The sequence below is a fragment of the Photobacterium sp. WH77 genome, from assembly GCF_022014395.1.
Lineage (GTDB): Bacteria > Pseudomonadota > Gammaproteobacteria > Enterobacterales > Vibrionaceae > Photobacterium > Photobacterium arenosum.
This window is the reverse complement of record NZ_JAKLTE010000014.1, coordinates 23666-40472: the sequence shown is the minus strand read 5'-3', so window position 1 is coordinate 40472 and position 16807 is coordinate 23666. Positions and strand designations below refer to the sequence as shown.

General features: G+C 49.0%; 16 protein-coding genes. 11 read left to right on the top strand and 5 right to left on the bottom strand.

Going from position 1 to position 16807, the window contains the following annotated elements; translation table 11 throughout:
• Positions 1–5 precede the first annotated feature (5 nt).
• Positions 6–1979, top strand: a complete 1974-nt coding sequence (locus L6J37_RS14420) for an LTA synthase family protein (protein WP_237795610.1) — start codon at positions 6–8, stop codon at positions 1977–1979.
• Between the two features lie 146 nt (positions 1980–2125).
• The gene (locus L6J37_RS14415) at positions 2126–2347 is read left to right on the top strand and encodes a hypothetical protein (protein WP_237795609.1); all 222 of its coding nucleotides are present in this window, start codon (positions 2126–2128) and stop codon (positions 2345–2347) included.
• A gap of 4 nt (positions 2348–2351) precedes the next feature.
• Here the strand turns inward: L6J37_RS14415 and L6J37_RS14410 are convergent, their stop codons facing one another.
• The 3 genes from L6J37_RS14410 to L6J37_RS14400 form a co-directional block, all read right to left on the bottom strand.
• A complete protein-coding gene (locus tag L6J37_RS14410; protein WP_237795607.1) occupies positions 2352–2915 on the bottom strand; it encodes a DUF4145 domain-containing protein in 564 nt (187 codons plus the stop codon).
• A gap of 126 nt (positions 2916–3041) precedes the next feature.
• Complete coding sequence (locus tag L6J37_RS14405) at positions 3042–3866, bottom strand: helix-turn-helix transcriptional regulator (protein ID WP_218387296.1); 825 nt, start codon at positions 3864–3866, stop codon at positions 3042–3044.
• A gap of 109 nt (positions 3867–3975) precedes the next feature.
• Positions 3976–4734, bottom strand: a complete 759-nt coding sequence (locus tag L6J37_RS14400) for a DeoR/GlpR family DNA-binding transcription regulator (RefSeq protein ID WP_237795606.1) — start codon at positions 4732–4734, stop codon at positions 3976–3978.
• Between the two features lie 282 nt (positions 4735–5016).
• On the opposite strand from L6J37_RS14400, the gene ltnD reads away from it, so the two are divergent.
• The 6 genes from ltnD to L6J37_RS14370 all read left to right on the top strand — a co-directional run bounded on the left by ltnD (position 5017) and on the right by L6J37_RS14370 (position 11142).
• Complete coding sequence (gene ltnD, locus L6J37_RS14395; RefSeq protein ID WP_237795604.1) at positions 5017–5916, top strand: L-threonate dehydrogenase; 900 nt, start codon at positions 5017–5019, stop codon at positions 5914–5916.
• Positions 5917–5918: 2 nt separating this feature from the next.
• On the top strand, positions 5919–7178 hold the full coding sequence (gene otnK / locus L6J37_RS14390) for a 3-oxo-tetronate kinase (RefSeq protein ID WP_237795602.1): 1260 nt from the start codon (positions 5919–5921) through the stop codon (positions 7176–7178).
• Complete coding sequence (gene otnC / locus L6J37_RS14385) at positions 7171–7803, top strand: 3-oxo-tetronate 4-phosphate decarboxylase (RefSeq protein WP_046222448.1); 633 nt, start codon at positions 7171–7173, stop codon at positions 7801–7803. The genes otnK and otnC overlap by 8 nt, the downstream gene beginning before the upstream one ends.
• Complete coding sequence (otnI, locus tag L6J37_RS14380; protein WP_237795600.1) at positions 7803–8579, top strand: 2-oxo-tetronate isomerase; 777 nt, start codon at positions 7803–7805, stop codon at positions 8577–8579. Before otnC ends, otnI begins: the two co-directional genes overlap by 1 nt.
• A 101-nt stretch (positions 8580–8680) precedes the next feature.
• Entirely contained in the window at positions 8681–9646 is a 966-nt protein-coding gene (gene denD, locus L6J37_RS14375) for a D-erythronate dehydrogenase (RefSeq protein WP_237795598.1), read from the top strand.
• Positions 9646–11142, top strand: coding sequence for a GntP family permease (locus L6J37_RS14370; RefSeq protein WP_192016329.1), 1497 nt, complete (start codon positions 9646–9648; stop codon positions 11140–11142). The genes denD and L6J37_RS14370 overlap by 1 nt, the downstream gene beginning before the upstream one ends.
• 110 nt (positions 11143–11252) lie before the next feature.
• On the opposite strand, the gene L6J37_RS14365 is transcribed toward L6J37_RS14370, so the two are convergent.
• Together L6J37_RS14365 and L6J37_RS14360 are read right to left on the bottom strand one after the other, a co-directional pair.
• On the bottom strand, positions 11253–11471 hold the full coding sequence (locus tag L6J37_RS14365) for a DUF6500 family protein (protein WP_237795596.1): 219 nt from the start codon (positions 11469–11471) through the stop codon (positions 11253–11255).
• 10 nt (positions 11472–11481) lie between these two features.
• Positions 11482–12360: an AraC family transcriptional regulator gene (locus tag L6J37_RS14360; protein WP_192016331.1), complete on the bottom strand. Its 879-nt coding sequence runs from the start codon at positions 12358–12360 to the stop codon at positions 11482–11484.
• Positions 12361–12455: 95 nt separating this feature from the next.
• Here L6J37_RS14360 and L6J37_RS14355 point away from each other — a divergent pair, with 95 nt between their 5' ends.
• The 3 genes from L6J37_RS14355 to L6J37_RS14345 all read left to right on the top strand — a co-directional run bounded on the left by L6J37_RS14355 (position 12456) and on the right by L6J37_RS14345 (position 16799).
• Complete coding sequence (locus tag L6J37_RS14355; RefSeq protein ID WP_237795594.1) at positions 12456–13844, top strand: MATE family efflux transporter; 1389 nt, start codon at positions 12456–12458, stop codon at positions 13842–13844.
• Between the two features lie 740 nt (positions 13845–14584).
• Positions 14585–15592 carry a TauD/TfdA family dioxygenase gene (locus L6J37_RS14350; RefSeq protein WP_192016333.1) on the top strand — a complete coding sequence of 336 codons (1008 nt, stop codon included), beginning with the start codon at positions 14585–14587 and terminating at the stop codon, positions 15590–15592.
• Between the two features lie 28 nt (positions 15593–15620).
• A complete protein-coding gene (locus L6J37_RS14345; RefSeq protein ID WP_192016334.1) occupies positions 15621–16799 on the top strand; it encodes a pyridoxal phosphate-dependent aminotransferase in 1179 nt (392 codons plus the stop codon).
• Positions 16800–16807 lie beyond the last annotated feature (8 nt).

Below are 16807 nucleotides of genomic sequence, written 5' to 3'. Positions count from 1 at the left end.
TTGTAATGCAAAAACTTAAACCTATAACCGGGGTGATGTTTCCCATCGCCCTGTTTGCTCTGCTGTCACTTATTCTGCTCAGTGTGTCCCGTGTTGTGCTCACCCTCTGGCAAATTGACCACATTACCGGTTGGCAAGACTGGGCTTCGATCCTGCTACAAGGCGTCAGAGTGGATGTCTCTACGCTTTGCTGGTTGTTGATTCTTCCTTCGCTGTTATTGGCACTGTTGCCAACCCAAGGTCTTCTGGGCCAGATATGGTTGTTCATTCTCCGGCTATGGCTGGTGGCGGGCTTGTGGATTCTGGTTTATATGGAACTGGCGACCCCAAGTTTTATTAGCGAATATAATTTGCGCCCGAACCGCCTGTTCATTGAGTACCTGGTTTATCCGAAAGAAGTATTCAGCATGTTGTGGGTGGGTTATAAGCTGGAGCTGGCTGTCGGGCTGATTGGTTCGGTATTAACCCTGTGCCTTGGTTGGTTGCTCAGCGGCTATGCTGTGCGTGATCTGGATGCTCCTCGCTGGTACTGGCGTCCAGTGCTGGCTATTTCTGTCGTGGCCCTTGGTGTGATGGGTGCGCGTTCAACATTCCAGCACCGGCCGCTGAATCCGGCCATGGTGGCGTTTTCTACCGATCCGCTGTTGAACGATCTGACACTGAATTCCTCTTATTCTGTTATTTTTGCTGCCAAGAACATGGCCTCTGAAAAGAACGCGGAAGCGTTTTACGGAACAATGCCGCTGGATGACATTATTGAAACTGTGCGGGCGTCTTCTGGTCGTCCGGAAAGTTTCATGCCCGGCGATATTCTCACTCTCAATACCAATGCGCCAACCGTTGAAGGTAAGAAAAATCTGGTGATCCTGCTTCAGGAAAGCCTGGGGGCACGTTTTGTCGGTGGTTTAGGCGGCTTGCCGCTCACGCCGAATCTGGATGCCCTGATGCAAGAAGGCTGGAACTTCACTCAGGTGTATGCCACAGGAACACGCTCAGTACGTGGAATTGAAGCCATGACAACCGGTTTTACGCCAACGCCTTCCCGTGCCGTTGTGAAGTTAAGTAAAAGCCAGACCGGGTTTTATACCATCGCCGGGTTGCTGGACCGCCAGGGATACCACACCCAGTTTATCTATGGCGGGGAAAGCCATTTTGACAATATGAAGTCTTTCTTCCTGGGCAATGGTTTTGAAGATATTGTGGATTTGCCTGACTTCGTCAATCCTAAGTTCGTAGGCTCCTGGGGCGCGTCGGATCAGGATTTGTATCAGATGGCAGATAAACAGTTTACTAAGCTGCATCAGACCGGTCAGCCTTTCTTCAGCCTGGTATTCACCAGTAGTAATCACTCACCGTACGAATTCCCCGATGGTGAAATCGAGCTGTATGAACAACCTGAACATACCCGTAATAATGCGGTGAAGTATTCCGATAAAGCCTTAGGTGAGTTTTTCGCCAAAGCCAGGCAATCTGAATACTGGAAAGACACGGTTTTCATTGTCATTGCCGACCATGATGCCCGTGCTGAAGGTAATGTACCGGTTCCGGTTGACCGCTTCCACATTCCGGCGGTCATTCTGGGCGAGGATATTCAGCCTCGTCAGGACGATCGCCTGGCCAGCAATATTGATATGGCCCCTACTTTGTTGTCGCTGATCGGTGCTGATAACACATCACCTATGATTGGTCATGATTTGACCAAAGAGGTCGCGCCGGAATATCAGCGGGCAATGATGCAGTTTGATAAGAACTTCGGCTATCTGACCAGAGACAAACTGGTCGTGCTGCAGCCGGGTAAAGCCGCTATCGGATACCAGTATGACTTTACCCGGCAGACATTAACGCCGTCGGGTATTTCAGAGCAGGAATCCCAGCGTGCGCTGGCGCATGCCTTGCTGGGTGGTAAGCTCTACAGGGAAGGGCGTTATCGTCTGCCGCCGCAGACGGATCAACAGCATGCGATGGCAGTGAGCCACTAAATGACGGAGCCGCCTTCGAACAGGCGGCTTTTTCTTTTTGGTGATTGTGTGTCACAAGGAGTAGATTGGACGCTACGGCTGAGCATCAAATTGGTGCTACGCTGAACCTGAAATGCGATTATCGGCATTAAGATAAGGGAGTATTTATGACAGCGGTTTGGATTATTGCCATCATTTTCGGTGCGCTTATTGTCCAGCAATACCTTCGCCTTCAGGCGAAACAGAAGGACAGGGAGCGACTGGCCAGCCAGGAAGCGGAAGCCTTGAAGGCGGAAATGACTGAACTCAGAGAACGGCTATCCGTACTGGAAAAAATAGTGACCGACAAGGGTTATCAGATTAAAGAAGACATAGAAAAACTGCCTTAGCAGATTAAATGATCACGTGCGCCCCGACCATGGACTGGCTCAGGTTATGTTCCAGTTTGTCCAGTAACGGGCCGGATCGCATCAATATCAACTCCGCTTCTTCCGAGTGAACAAATTGCCCCTGAGATGCAGCGTTGCCTAGCTTAACGATCTCGAGCAAGGCATCGGCTAAGTGTTGATTGATAACGTTTTCTTTTGCCAGCCTGTGCAGCCGCGCGGTCAGAGAATAACGGCTTGAGCGCAGATCTGGCTGATACCTGCGAACGATTTTTTCTATTTCTACCCGTAAGGCGGTAAAGGCAAGGGCTGCATCCACACCCTGATACCCACTGGGTTGCTCTGAGTCATCTATTTCCGCGGCAGCCTGCTCAACTTTTTCCAGCACGTTTTTCATTTCAACTTTGATTCCCCCCGGCAGTTCCAGCGATTTCAGGTAAGGAAATACCCAGGGCAGAGTGGCTAATACCATGAGTACAATCGTGATGGCATCGACATCGACGGTGTCGACAAACACATGGGTATATGCCAGAACCAGAAAGACGAGGGTAAACGCGGATGCAATGATCATAACAGCCTTCCTTGCTAATAAAGTTCTCACTATCTAGTGGTTTATCACCACGTTAAATGAATGGATAGGGTGAGAAAAGGTGTAAATTGGTCAGCGATGTTTACAAATGTAGCAGGAAAAGGCTCATTACACGTGTTTCATATAACGGCCGGGTGTGATGCCCATTGCACTTTTGAAATGGCGGTGAAAATGGCTCTGGTCGTGAAATCCAGCCTCTGCGGCGGCATCTTTAATCGAGAGTCCGCGTTTGAGCATGTGTCTGGCCAGTCTGAGCCTGGCCTGTATCTGATAGGCGTGCGGCGGTAAACCAAATTGGCGTTTGAAGGCCCGTACCAGACTGAAAGGCGTCATGCAGGCCAGCGCCGCCAGTTCTGTCAGGCTGATCGGCCATTGCGGGTACTCATCCAGAAATTCTTTCACCAGATACAACGATTGTGCTGAACTTTTGGCAGGTTGGATATTCAGCCGGGAACCGCCATGTTTGAGTACCAGTTGCGTCAGTGTGGTGTAGATCAGGGTTTCTCTGAGCAGGGTATCCTCAGAATGGTCCAGCGTATTGAACAAATGACGTAAACTGGCGGCTAATTTATCGTCTTTCACCACAGACTGCCGAAAGTAAGGCGCGCCGTATTCAGGCTGCCCTAAATCCCGACTGATTTGCTCAAAATGCTGGGGTAACGGATACAGGGCGCGATAACTCCAGCCCGTTTCTGTGGCGGAATAGCCAGTGTGAATCTCGTCTGCGTTCACCAGAATAATGGTGTTTTGTGGGGCCAGATGCTCGGCGCCGTTGTGGTAAAAACCTTGGGCACCTTCGCTGATCACACCGATACAATACCCTTCGTGAGAATGGCGGGAGAAAGTCTGCTCAATATAATCAGCGTTCAGATATTCCAGGCCATCCAGTTCATCCACCTGCCCGTATGTGATCTTCGCTTTCTGCCTGCCCATTATTCTGTCCTTGAATACCCCATGTTACCCGGCACTTTATCTCAATTGCCCGCTGAGTGTTTTGTACGAAATTGTCTTTTTCCTTATCAGCTTGTGTGAGCAAGGCTGCCTAAACTCTGTCTACCGCTATGCCTTTTTCGGCGAAATCATGCAGGCTGCTTTCTGACAGGGCTTTGTCAGTGATGACTTTGTCAAAGCTGCTGATGTCGAGTGCATGGAAGGTCGCGACTTTACCGTATTTTGACGCGTCTGTGACCAGATAATTGATTTTGGCTGTCGCGACGATAGCCCGTTTCACCGTCACTTTATCTTCATTGGGGGTCGATATTCCGCGTTGATTCCAGGATGACGATGAGATGAAGGCCATATCCACATTCATTTCCCTTAACAGGGACACCGCTTTGTCTCCCACACAGGATTGATTATGGCGATCCACTTTCCCACCGGTGTGATAAAGCATGCAATCCGAATGCGCCATCAGATACGCGGCGATAGCAAAATCATTGGTGATCACGGTCAGATCATCCCTGTGGTTCAACTGGTGCGCGATTTCCAGCGTTGTGGTTCCAGCATCCAGATAGATTGTACTGTGTGGCTTGATATAGCTGGCCGCATGCTGTCCGATTCTGGCTTTCTCATCCCGTTGCCGGGCAATTTTATCGTCGTGGGGCAGCTCGATGTGAATCGACTCTGACAACTGTACGCCACCAGAGACTGACATTACCCGGCCATCGGCCTCCAGTTTGGCAATATCACGACGGATGGTCATGTGAGACACATCCAGTTGTTGGGTCAGCTCACTGATACTGATGACTTGTTGGTTTCCTAATAAGGCCAGGATGGCGCGCTGACGTTCAGCAGGAATCATAGGGGTTTTTCGCTCACACTGATCAATAACGGCATCAAGTCTAACACGTTAACGTGTTACTGATGTGAATTTTTGTTAGGCATGGTGAGAATGTGTGAAACATAACATGCTGATTCTTATGATATAGGTGTGAAATTACTGATTTTTTCACCTAGAAGATCAGATCGGAGGTGTTTGTTGGTGTTAATTTTTGTGACAAGCTTGGCAGAATGATCCTGGGTCAGCACCTAGAATCACAAACATGAACATTAATTCACAAAATATAACAAAAGGGCCTGCACAATGAGCGAAATGCATTCTGTTGCGGTTATCGGACTGGGTTCTATGGGGATGGGCGTTGCAAAGTCCTGTATTCGGGCCGGGTTTGATGTTTACGGTATTGATCTGAGTGATGGAGCCCGTCAGGCACTGGCTGATGCGGGTGCAAAGGGCACGTCTCATCAATGCACCGATTTTGCAGCTCAGCTTGATGCCGTGATTGTGCTGGTGGTCAATGCAAAGCAGGTGAAATCTGTGTTGTTTGATTCGGGTCTGGCTGCAAGGTTAAAAGCCGGTACGCCTGTGATGGTGTGCGCCACTATCTCTGCTGACGATGCAAAAGCTATCGAAGCCAAACTGGCACAATATGACTTACGTATGCTGGATGCGCCTGTGTCGGGCGGTGCTGTGAAAGCGGCCAGCGGGGATCTGACCGTGATGGCATCCGGTGAAGCGGGTGTGTTTGACCAACTGGAACCTGTGTTAAATGCGGTTGCGGACAAAGTCTACAACGTGGGGCCGGAGATTGGTAAAGGCTCGACGGTGAAAATTATTCATCAGCTGCTGGCTGGCGTTCACATTGCGGTGGGCGCCGAAGCGATGGCCATGGCGGCCCGTGCTGATATTCCGTTGGATCTGATGTATGACGTGGTCACCAATGCAGCTGGCAATTCCTGGATGTTCGAAAACCGCATGAAGCATGTGGTGGAGGGGGATTACACCCCGACTTCTATGGTTGATATTTTTGTCAAAGACCTGGGTTTGGTGGCCGACAGCGCGAAAGCGATGCACTTCCCGCTGCCGCTTGCCAGTACCGCACTCAATATGTTTACCGAGGCCAGCAATGCCGGCTTTGGTAAAGAAGACGACAGCGCTGTCATCAAGATTTTCTCGGGCATCGAACTGCCGAAAAAGGAGCGTTAATTATGTTACTCGGAGTCATCGCCGACGATTTTACCGGCGCCACCGACATCGCAGGTTTTCTGGTTGCCAATGGCATGAAGACCATTCAGCTCAACGGTGTGCCTGCCGACTCGCTGAGTGCAGACGCTGATGCTGTGGTCATCAGCCTGAAATCCCGTTCTTGCCCTGTGGATCAAGCGGTTGACGATTCTGTGGCGGCATTACGCTGGCTGCAGGCCGCAGGTTGTCAGCAGTTTTACTTTAAATACTGTTCCACCTTTGACAGCACAGCCGAGGGCAATATCGGGCCGGTCACCGATGCGTTACTGGCGGAACTGAATGAATCTTTTACTGTGATTTGCCCATCGCTTCCGGTTAATGGCCGTACCGTCTGCCACGGCAACCTGTTTGTCAACGGAGAGTTGCTGAGCGAATCCGGCATGCGTCACCACCCTGTGACCCCTATGACGGATGCCAACCTGGTGCGTCTGATGAATGCCCAGGCGCAGGGCGTGAGCGGCCTGGTGGATTACCAGACCCTGGATCAAGGGACAGACGCTGTAGTGACGGCTTTTGACCAGCTGCGTGCTCAGGGCGTGCAGTACGCCGTGCTTGATACGCTCAACGATCAGCATCTGGTGACTATCGGCGAGGCTTGCAAAAACCTCAAGCTGGTTACTGGTGGCTCAGGGCTGGCGGTCGGCATCGCCCGAAACTGGGTGACTGCGCAGGCTAAGCAGGCCGAAGCATTGTCAGCCGGTCATCCGAAAGCCGGTAAAACGGTCGTGCTGTCAGGATCGTGTTCTGTAATGACTAACAAGCAGGTGGGGCAGTATCAGCGTGTGGCACCGCACTTTGCTTTGGATGTCAAGGCTTGCCTGACCGATGACAATTACGGCAACGTCGTGTGTGACTGGGTGATGGAGAACCTGGAAGGCAGCTTCGCACCTATGGTGTTTGCGACCGCTAATCCAGAGATGCTGAAAGTCATACAGGCTGAATACGGTGCGCAGGCATCCAGCCAGGCCGTTGAACAGTTCTTCAGCCAACTGGCACACCGGTTGCGCGAGCAGGGTGTCCGTAATTTCATTGTGGCTGGCGGCGAAACATCCGGGGTTGTGACCCAGAGTCTCGGCGTGAAAGGTTTCCATATCGGCCCGCAAATCGCACCGGGTGTGCCTTGGGTAACAGCGATCGATCAGGATCTGTCGCTGGCACTGAAATCCGGCAACTTTGGTGACGAATCATTTTTTACGACTGCACAAGGATTTTTCCATGACTGAACAAGCGTTAAGAGAAGAAATGGTGACGCTTGCCCGCTCGATGTTTGAGCGGGGCTATGCCACCGGTGGGGCAGGAAATCTGTCTCTAAAACTCCCTGACGGCAATTTTCTGACCACGCCAACAGGCTCTTCCTTCGGACGTTTGGTGGCTGAACGTTTGTCGGTGGTGGATATCGACGGCAATCATTTGTCGGGTGATCGCCCGTCAAAAGAAATTGCGTTTCATCTGGCGATTTACCGTAACAGCCCGGATTGTAACGCCATTGTGCACTTACACTCCACATACCTGACGGCCCTGTCGTGCCTGGAAGGACTGGACCCAGACAATGCGATTAAGCCCTTCACACCGTATTACGTGATGCGGGTCGGCCAGCTGCCGGTGATCCCGTATCTGCGTCCGGGCGATCCGCAAATTGCGACTGAACTGGCCAATCGTGCGGCCGACTACCGCGCGTTCCTGCTGGCCAATCACGGCCCGGTCATTACCGGTACAGACCTGCGTGATGCGGTTGATAACGCCGAAGAGCTGGAAGAAACCGCCAAACTGGCATTGATGCTCGATGGCAAAGCCATTCGTTACCTGACAGATGCAGAAGTCAGCGACCTGAAAGGGAGAGGAAAATAATGGCCAGATTTGCAGCCAACCTCACCATGCTGTTCACTGAAGTGCCTTTTATTGAGCGCTTCGGTCAGGCCAGCAAAGCCGGTTTCAAAGCGGTCGAGTTTCTGTTTCCTTATGACTATGAAGCCGGTCTGCTGGCAGAGCAGCTCAGTTCACACCAGCTTGAACAGGCGCTCTTTAATATGCCGCCGGGCGACTGGGCGGCCGGCGAGCGCGGTATTGCGGCCCTGCCGGATCGCATTGAAGAGTTTGAGCAAAGCGTTGACGTCGCTCTTCACTACGCGCAGGCACTGAGCTGTAAGAAGGTGCATGCCATGGCGGGTATTCTCAGCCCCGACTTCTCGGTTGAGGCGCACAGAGAAACCTTTATCCGTAATTTGCGCTATGCCGCTGATCGCTTTGCTGCGCACGGTATCTGCGTGATGATTGAGCCGCTGAACAGCCGTGATGTGCCGAATTATTTCGTGGCCCATCAGCGTGACGCTGTTGAGCTGATCAAAGCCATCGACCGACCGAATGTGAAACTGCAGTTCGATGTGTATCACGCGCAAATCATGGACGGAGATCTGTCTGTCCTGATCAAAGAGGTCGCGGATTACATCGGCCATGTGCAGATAGCATCTGTTCCCAGCCGTCATGAACCCTGTGAGGGAGAAGTGAATTATCCCTTCCTGTTCGGCGAGCTGGACAAGTCAGGCTATCAGGACTGGATTGGGTGCGAGTACAACCCGCAGCAAGGCACACTAGAAGGCCTGGGCTGGGTAACACCTTATTTGTAAACGGCACCATATATAAACGGACCTGTTTGTAAACGGAAGCAGACATCGACAATTTCGTCAACAGACTTAAGACAAGATAGAAGAGAGCAAGGACATCCCCTATGAAAATTATTATTACAGGTGGGGCAGGCTTTTTAGGAGCCATGCTTACCGACACCCTGCTACAACGTTATGACAACATCGAGCGCATCAAGATAGTTGATCGTATCGCCCCGGATATGAGTCAGTTCGACAGCCGTGTCAGCGCGGTTGTGGGCGACATTACTCACCCGGCTGATATCGATTCGCTGATCGATGCCGACACCACTCATGTTTTCCATCTGGCGGCGATTGTGTCGAGCCATGCCGAAGAAGATTTTGATCTCGGCATGAAAGTGAATTTGCTGGCCACCCAGTTATTGCTGGAAAAATGCCGTCAGGTGAATCCGGCGATCCGCTTCGTGTTCTCCAGTTCGCTGGCGGTGTTCGGTGGCGAACTGCCGGATCTGATCGAGCCTATGACAGCCACTCAGCCGAGTTCTTCTTACGGTACGCAAAAAGCCATCGGTGAGCTGCTGGTTAATGATTACGGCCGCAAAGGGTTTGTGGATGCCATCACTGTGCGTCTGCCGACCATCTGTATTCGCCCTGGCGCGCCGAACAAAGCCGCGTCGTCTTTTGTCAGCGGGATCATCCGTGAGCCGCTGAAAGGCGAAACGTCAAACTGTCCGGTTGAGCCAACGCTGCCGCTGTGGATTTCCAGTCCGGAAACAGTGATCGATAACATTATCCATGCCAGCCAGTTACCAGCTGAGGCCATCAAGGGTTATCGCACCTTTAATCTGCCCGGCATTCAGGTGACACCTGCTGAGATGATCGCTGCAATGACAGAGGCAGTGGGGGCAGGGTTTGCTGAGCGAGTGAGCTACGACGAGGATGCTGCGGTTGCCCGTATCGTCAGCAGCTGGCCGAAAGCGTTCAATAATGCGTCAGAACTGACGCTGGGTTTTAAAGCGGATAAGGATTTCCAGTCGGTACTTAAGGCGTATTTAGCTAAGTATCCGGTACGCGAAGAGGAGGCGATCTAATGTTACCCATTTCTGTTATAGGCTTAATTATTGCGGTTTTTGTACTGATCTTCCTGGTACTGAGAACCCGTGTTCATGTCTTGATTGCGATGCTGGCTGCGGCCTGTATTGCCGGTTTGATCGGCGGGCTGAGTGTGGATGACACCATGTCGGCGATCAGCAAGGGCTTCGGCGGTACGCTGGGCGGTATTGGGATCGTGATTGGTCTGGGTGTCATGATGGGCGCCATTCTGGAAACTTCCGGTGCCGGTGAGTCCATTGCCTATCACTTCATCAAGTGGCTGGGCAAGAAGAAAGAAGAGATGGCACTGGCAATTACCGGTTATATCGTCAGTATCCCTGTGTTCGTCGACAGCGCACTGATCATCCTGTATCCGATTGCTAAGTCACTGTCTAAAACCTCTGGCCGTTCCATTCTGACACTGACTGTTGCTCTGGCTGGTGGTCTGGTGGTGGCGCACCACTGTATTCCGCCGACACCCGGCCCGCTGGGCGTCGCCAGTATTTTCGGTGTTGATATTGCCTCTATGCTGGGTTTGGGTCTGGTGATTGCACTGCCGTCTATCTACGGTATTGTGATGTACGCCCGCTGGTTAGAAAAGCATTTCCCGGAATACGCGACACCTGTCTCTCTGCCGCAGGAATCTGATGATCTTAAGAAAGTGCATGACGAGTACATGGCGTCTAAAGCCACCAAAAATCTGCCTTCACTGACCAAATCCATCATGCCGATAGCGGTGCCGATTCTGCTGATTCTGGTGAAATCGCTGGCCAGCCTGCTGGAAAAACAGCTGGGATTTGAAGGACTGTCGGAAAGCGCGCTGGGCGCGGTGATCAACTTTGTCGGTCACCCTGTGATTGCCTTGTCTATCAGTACGCTGCTGGCGGTGTATACCCTGACACCTTACCTGGACAAAGAAACCACTACCCGCAAGCTGGAAGAAGGGATTTCCACCTCAGGAATTATCCTGCTGGTGACAGGTGCAGGTGGTGCACTGGGCAGTGTACTGCGTGAGTCTGGCGCGGGTACTGAAATCGCCAACCAGATTGCGGCACTGTCCATCTCACCTATCATGATCCCCTTCATCATCGCGACACTGGTACGTGTGATTCAGGGCAGCGGCACAGTTTCAATGATTACCGCAGCGTCTATCTCTGCACCGGTACTGGCTGAAATGGAAGGCATCAACATGCTGTTTGCCGCATCTGCTGCGACCATGGGTAGCTTGTTTGCCGGTTACTTCAACGACAGCCTGTTCCACATAGTGAACCGTCTGATGGGTGTTACCGAAGTGCGTAAACAACTGGTGATCTGGACGGTACCGACTACTATCGCCTGGTCAATCGGCGGCTCACTGGTGATGATCCTGAACCTGATCTTTGGTAGCCAGGGAAGCGTGTTCGACCCGGTTATGCCACTACTGTTCCTGGCAGGTTGCATCTACTTCGTAAAGTCGCAAAGTAAACCTGCAGCAGAGGTCGCTGCTGGTCACTGATCATCAATTATATGATGTGTTTTTTTGACGTATCTCTTTACGTGCTACAGCCCCCGGTTCCGGGGGCTTTTTTGTTACCTCCAAAACCACCGCCTAAAGAGGGGGGGAGGCTATTTGTTGGCTTCAACCATTGTGATGATCTTCCCGGCTTTCTCAAAGTGATCCAGTTTATGGGTTTGTATCCACCAGGTTGCCGCTTCCATCAGTAGCTCAGGGTCATCGTTTTTATTGGTAAAGAAGGCATAAAAAGACACGCCGACATTGTCACCCTTCTGAGCGATTTTTTTGTGGCAGATCTGAATGATTTTTTGTCGCAGCGATTCGCGCATAGGGTTGTCCTTAAACTGGGTTATTTTTGATGTTAAGTAATTTATCAGCCAGAGACGGCTGCTGACGAAATTGTCTTGGTGTCATGCCTGACCAGGTTTTGAAGCGAGTGCTGAAATTGGCCGGAATGGGGTAACCAACAATTTCCCCGATCTGTTGCACCGACCATTCAGACGAGCGTAACAGCCGGGCCGCGTATTCCATCCGCATCCGGGTTAAATGTGCAATTGGGCTGCGTCCCATGTACTGTTGGCATAATCGATGAAAATGTGGTTCAGAGCAGGGATAGAGCGCAGCCAGCTGGCGAACATCCCATTCTTTATGCAACTGGCGCTGGACGCGGTCGAAGACCCTTTTTAACCGAACCTGATGACGCGGTTGGCTAGTGATGTCCGGCGTGCGAAGCAGCAAGTCAATTTGCTGCACGCTGTGTGCGATAACGGCACCACTTAAATCAATCTGAAGAGATAGGCTTCTGAGCAGTGTCTGAATACAGGCGTACATAACCTCGGCCGTTGGCGTCAGAAGGTAGCTGATCTCATCAGTAACCAAAGCGGACCAATCCTTAGCCGTATCCAGAAACAGCCAGGCAATTTGCCAGCCTTCCTCTGCAATACCAAATCCGTTCTCAGCACCTGCAGGCACAATGATCATCGATCCTGGCTCCAGCAGCCAACGGCGTCCTTCACTTTCCAGCCACCCCTTGCCGCTCACCGTGTATATCAGCATGTGTTTTTGCGGATGTTTCCTGAACACGGAAAACTGTTCACGGCAGTGTGCTATCCCACATTGCACCAGGCCATGCTCTTCCAGCAGCAAGACTTTGGTTTGGTCCAGAAACTCCTGCTGCGTTTTCTCTGAGATCAGAAACCGCTCTTGCTTGTCGTTCATCTTGATAGTCTGGCAAATGTTTTAGATGAGCTGAAAGAATACGGCATTCAATCAGAGATTTACACTGTGCGCATAATCACCAGGGGAGAATTGTGATGTTGCTTTCAGCTCAGTACATTGATCGTGCATTTTGGCAGAAATTGCTGAAAATAGGTTTGCCTGTCTCGCTACAAGCGATGTTGTTTTCATTGCTGGGCGTTGTCGATATTTTCATGGTCAGCCAGCTGGGCGAGCAGGCAACGGCTGCCGTCGGCGTGGGCAACCGGATATTCTTCTTCAATCTGATCATGGTGGTTGGCGCCAGTGGTGCGGTAAATGTACTAGCTTCGCAATACTTTGGTGCCGGCAATATGGAAGGCATTCGCCGCACGCTGGCCCAGTCATGGATGCTGTCCGGGCTGGTGGTCCTGCCCTTCGTTGTGCTGTATCTGTTGATCCCGCAGCCTTTGGTGGCACTGGTCGCTTCCGAGCCGTATTATGTGCAGTTGGCAACGGATTATCTTTGGATCACCGGGCCGAGCATTCTCTTTACGGCATTGGTGGTGCCACTGGAATCGGCGTTGCGTTCCATAGGGGATGCCAGGCTGCCCACTATCATCAGCATCTTTGCGATAGCCATTAATGCCTTATTGAACGCCTTGCTGATTTTCGGTCTGTGGGGATTGCCTGAACTGGGTGTGCTGGGCGCAGGTATCGGCACAATCATTTCCCGGTTACTGCAAACCGCGCTGCTTTTCTGGGTGGTGGCTCGCCGCTATCCGCATCTGCTGCCTGAGCGTTTTCACTGGGTTGACGCTGTTAAACGTCATCATTTACGACGCTATTTCAAGGTGGCGATGCCAATGTTTGTTCATGACACGGGCTGGGCGGGCGGGCTGCTGGTCTATAACGTGCTGGTGGGCCAGTTAGGGGTCAGTGAGCTGGCGATTATCTCGCTGCTGTCACCGGTTGAAAGCGTGCTCATCTCGGCGTTTCTGGGCTTTGCGGTGGCCGCGTCAATCATTTTAGGTAATGACATAGGTGCGGATAACTACCAAAGGGTCGAAGGCACCGCCTGGTGGTATGTGCTCATCAGTTGCAGTTTCGCGTTATTGCTGGCAATAGCCTGCTGGCTGGCTCAGCCAGTGATTGTTTTTTTGATCGGATTAAGTCCGGTCGAACAGAAAGATCTGGCCGTGAATGTGACGCTGGTGATGGCATTTGGCATGGTGCTGAAAGTCTTCAATATGGTGGGGATCGGCGGCGTCATGCGCAGCGGCGGCGACATCAACTACAGTATCTTTATCGATTTGTTTGCCCAGTGGGCGGTAGGCATTCCGCTGGCTTATTACACAGGCCTGGTGCTGGGCTGGTCATTGGACTGGGTACTGGCGGTAATATTACTGGAAGAAGTGGTCAAGATAGGGCTGACAACACAGCGTATCCAGTCGAAAAAGTGGATCAATAATCTGATTCGGGAAACCGGTCCTGTTCCAGAACTCTGAAGTGGGCACAGATAGACAGTTTTTGTGCTCTTGTGGCTGATTATGGTTGGTTCCTCCAAACGATAAAGCGGTTTGATAGACTTCAAAGTCAACTTTTTTGGCATTGTCATTGCTGTCATGAGTAAGGCAAAAGCCATCTGACACTCTCGTTTTCAGCCAGTTATCAGTATAGCTGCCTGTCGCATTGTATTCTTTCATCAAAACAGTGCTAATCGCTGTTTGTGAAACCTTCTGAATTTTTGGTCAATTTATCTCTTGGCTTGCTTTGTACCATAGGGTTGGTGGTTTTTCTTGTCTTGCTCTCTTGGACTTATCTTTGATGTCGGTGTAAACAAAAGCTGGCCTTACAGAGAAACACCTTAGGCTTAGTCTCATAGGTTGTTTCCCCCTTTCATTCATCATAAGTATTTTCCGCTGTTGAAAAAATGATTAGTAAACAAAAATCCTAGTAAATTGTAATATTATAGATATCTATATTGATGGATGTGTAGATATAGACATTTATGAAAAAAAATATGGAAATATTTAGAAACATCTTGTTACAATGTGTTTCAGTTAGCGTGGTTGCATATTCAATGGTTATGTATCCATATTTCATTAAGGATTTTTAATAGACGATAATTCCGCACCAAAATTAACTGTATTCATTGCGACGAGAGACTGGCTCATTTCTTATGAATTCTGAGTCAGTAATTCATACTATTTGATAATTCAATTGATTAATTAAGCAGGGTTAGCTCATGAAGCCATTTTATATTTTTTCAGATAATGAGAAAAAGATTTTATTTGATTTGTTAAATAAAATTTCTGTTAGCCCATATGATAGTTATTCAGAGTTTAAGAATAAAATTCAATCCATGGTGAGAAATGGATGTATTCCATGGTTTTACGTTGATATCTGTAAGAACATTCTTGAAGAAAGAAAGAATGGTATTTGTGAAGTTCATGTACTCAGAAATTGCCCTATTGATGGAGAAATTCCGGAGTTAGACTTAAATGACCCTGTTAAAGATAAATATATTAAAAAGAGAACGTTTATTTCAGAATCATTATTGGAACTTACTGCGATATTAACTGAGACACCTTTATTGTCATATTGCGATCGAAATGATGGTTGCTTTTTTACTGATGTAGTTGCCAGAAATAAATATAAAGGAAAACTCACGGGATATAGTGATAGTGAACTTGTTTATCATAATGATAGAACAGCCCATAAAGTACGAGCAGACTATGTCACACTACTTGGTTTAAGGTGTCCTGATGGCGAAGTGACATACACAGGATTTGTTCATTATAAAGATATATTTTCTTTACTATCAGAAAACATTATAAAAATATTAAAGAAAGATTACTTCGTTACCGACTTTGACATCTTCTCTAAAGAGACTAACCAGAAGAACATAAGCTCAGAAAAACACCCCATTATTCTAGATGATAACTCTATCCGTTATATGGATACAATGACTTCTGTTGCAGAGGATAGCCCTGAAGAAGCGAAAGATGCATTAATTGCCTTTATTCATGCATTGACCCGAGCCGATAAAGTAAAGCACCGCATAGTTGAAGGTGATTTGCTGACTTTTTCAAATCAATATGGTTTGCATAGCCGTGAAAAGTTTGAAGTGAATGAAAATGAATCTGTCAGCAGTCGATGGCTGCAGAAAACTTATGCTTTCAAGGATAAAACTGTTGCAGATAAGTTTTCAGACTATTGGGTCAATGATACATATGGTCTTGTTGCAGATTAACTAAGTGACATTCGAGAGAAAGTAAATAATGAGTATTCAGTTATCGAATCGTATTCGTACAATTCAAAGATCTGCAACTTATGAGATTCTAGATAAAGTTTGTATTTTAAAATCTCAAGGCAAAGATATATTGGATTTTGGTGGTGGAGAACCTAATTTTTCAACACCTGAACATATTTCTAAAAAAGCAATTGATCATATTAAATGTGGCGACACACATTATACACCAAGCAGAGGAAAAAAAGAGCTTCTTTCAGCAATTGCTAAAAAGCTTTTTGAAGAGAATAATATCAGAGTTGATCCTGATAAAGAGCTGATAGCCACACCGTCTGCAAAGCATGCATTATTTATTTCTTTAATGGCAACTTTAGATTATGGGGATGAAATTATCATACCAACACCAAGTTGGGTTAGTTATCAGGAGATGGCGAGATTGATTGGTGCAACCCCTGTCTCCTTGCCATTGCAAAAGTCGAATAAGTTCACCATTACCTCTCAAGCATTAGAAGAGAAGTACAGTGATAAAACAAAAGCTATTCTGATTAATAGTCCTAATAACCCATTGGGTAAAATGCTATCAGAGACAGAAATTCGTGATATTGTTTCATTTGCAATAGATAAAAATATTATCCTGATTGTAGATGAAATTTATGAAAAAGTGATTTATGACAATCATCAGCATTTTAGTATCGCTGCTTATCCGGGGGCATTTGAAAGAACAATTACAGTGAATGGTTTTTCTAAGGCATATGCTATGACAGGCTGGCGGCTTGGTTATGTAGCTGGTCCAGAATTAATCATTTCTGAGATTTTGAAAATACAACAACATACTGTCGGTTGTGCGGGATCATTCATTCAGCAAGGAGGCATTGAGGCTTTAACGGGAAATCAAGCGCCTATTACTGAGATGTTAGCTGAATACCAGACACGCAGAAGACTCATTGTAGAAGGCTTAAATCAGATTCCTGGAATTGAATGTGATTACCCTGATGGTGCGCTGTATGTATTCCCAAATATTGAGGGAGTGCGAGTTGGAAAGTCGACTGAATTTGCACATTGGTTGTTACTGACAGCCGGAGTTGCGGTGACCCCGGGGGTGGCATTCGGTGAAGGTGGAGAGGGCTATGTTCGTCTGTCTTTTGCTACATCCCGCGATGCCATAGAGCAGGCACTGGAGCGAATTCACCGGGCCGTTGCAGCAATTTAATTCGGAGG

Coding starts and splice junctions, on each gene's coding strand:
- L6J37_RS14420 (WP_237795610.1), top strand. CDS start 6: ATGCAAAAACTTAAACCTATAACCGGGGTGATGTTTCCCATCGCCCTG.
- L6J37_RS14415 (WP_237795609.1), top strand. CDS start 2,126: ATGACAGCGGTTTGGATTATTGCCATCATTTTCGGTGCGCTTATTGTC.
- L6J37_RS14410 (WP_237795607.1), bottom strand. CDS start 2,915: ATGATCATTGCATCCGCGTTTACCCTCGTCTTTCTGGTTCTGGCATAT.
- L6J37_RS14405 (WP_218387296.1), bottom strand. CDS start 3,866: ATGGGCAGGCAGAAAGCGAAGATCACATACGGGCAGGTGGATGAACTG.
- L6J37_RS14400 (WP_237795606.1), bottom strand. CDS start 4,734: ATGATTCCTGCTGAACGTCAGCGCGCCATCCTGGCCTTATTAGGAAAC.
- ltnD (WP_237795604.1), top strand. CDS start 5,017: ATGAGCGAAATGCATTCTGTTGCGGTTATCGGACTGGGTTCTATGGGG.
- otnK (WP_237795602.1), top strand. CDS start 5,919: ATGTTACTCGGAGTCATCGCCGACGATTTTACCGGCGCCACCGACATC.
- otnC (WP_046222448.1), top strand. CDS start 7,171: ATGACTGAACAAGCGTTAAGAGAAGAAATGGTGACGCTTGCCCGCTCG.
- otnI (WP_237795600.1), top strand. CDS start 7,803: ATGGCCAGATTTGCAGCCAACCTCACCATGCTGTTCACTGAAGTGCCT.
- denD (WP_237795598.1), top strand. CDS start 8,681: ATGAAAATTATTATTACAGGTGGGGCAGGCTTTTTAGGAGCCATGCTT.
- L6J37_RS14370 (WP_192016329.1), top strand. CDS start 9,646: ATGTTACCCATTTCTGTTATAGGCTTAATTATTGCGGTTTTTGTACTG.
- L6J37_RS14365 (WP_237795596.1), bottom strand. CDS start 11,471: ATGCGCGAATCGCTGCGACAAAAAATCATTCAGATCTGCCACAAAAAA.
- L6J37_RS14360 (WP_192016331.1), bottom strand. CDS start 12,360: ATGAACGACAAGCAAGAGCGGTTTCTGATCTCAGAGAAAACGCAGCAG.
- L6J37_RS14355 (WP_237795594.1), top strand. CDS start 12,456: ATGTTGCTTTCAGCTCAGTACATTGATCGTGCATTTTGGCAGAAATTG.
- L6J37_RS14350 (WP_192016333.1), top strand. CDS start 14,585: ATGAAGCCATTTTATATTTTTTCAGATAATGAGAAAAAGATTTTATTT.
- L6J37_RS14345 (WP_192016334.1), top strand. CDS start 15,621: ATGAGTATTCAGTTATCGAATCGTATTCGTACAATTCAAAGATCTGCA.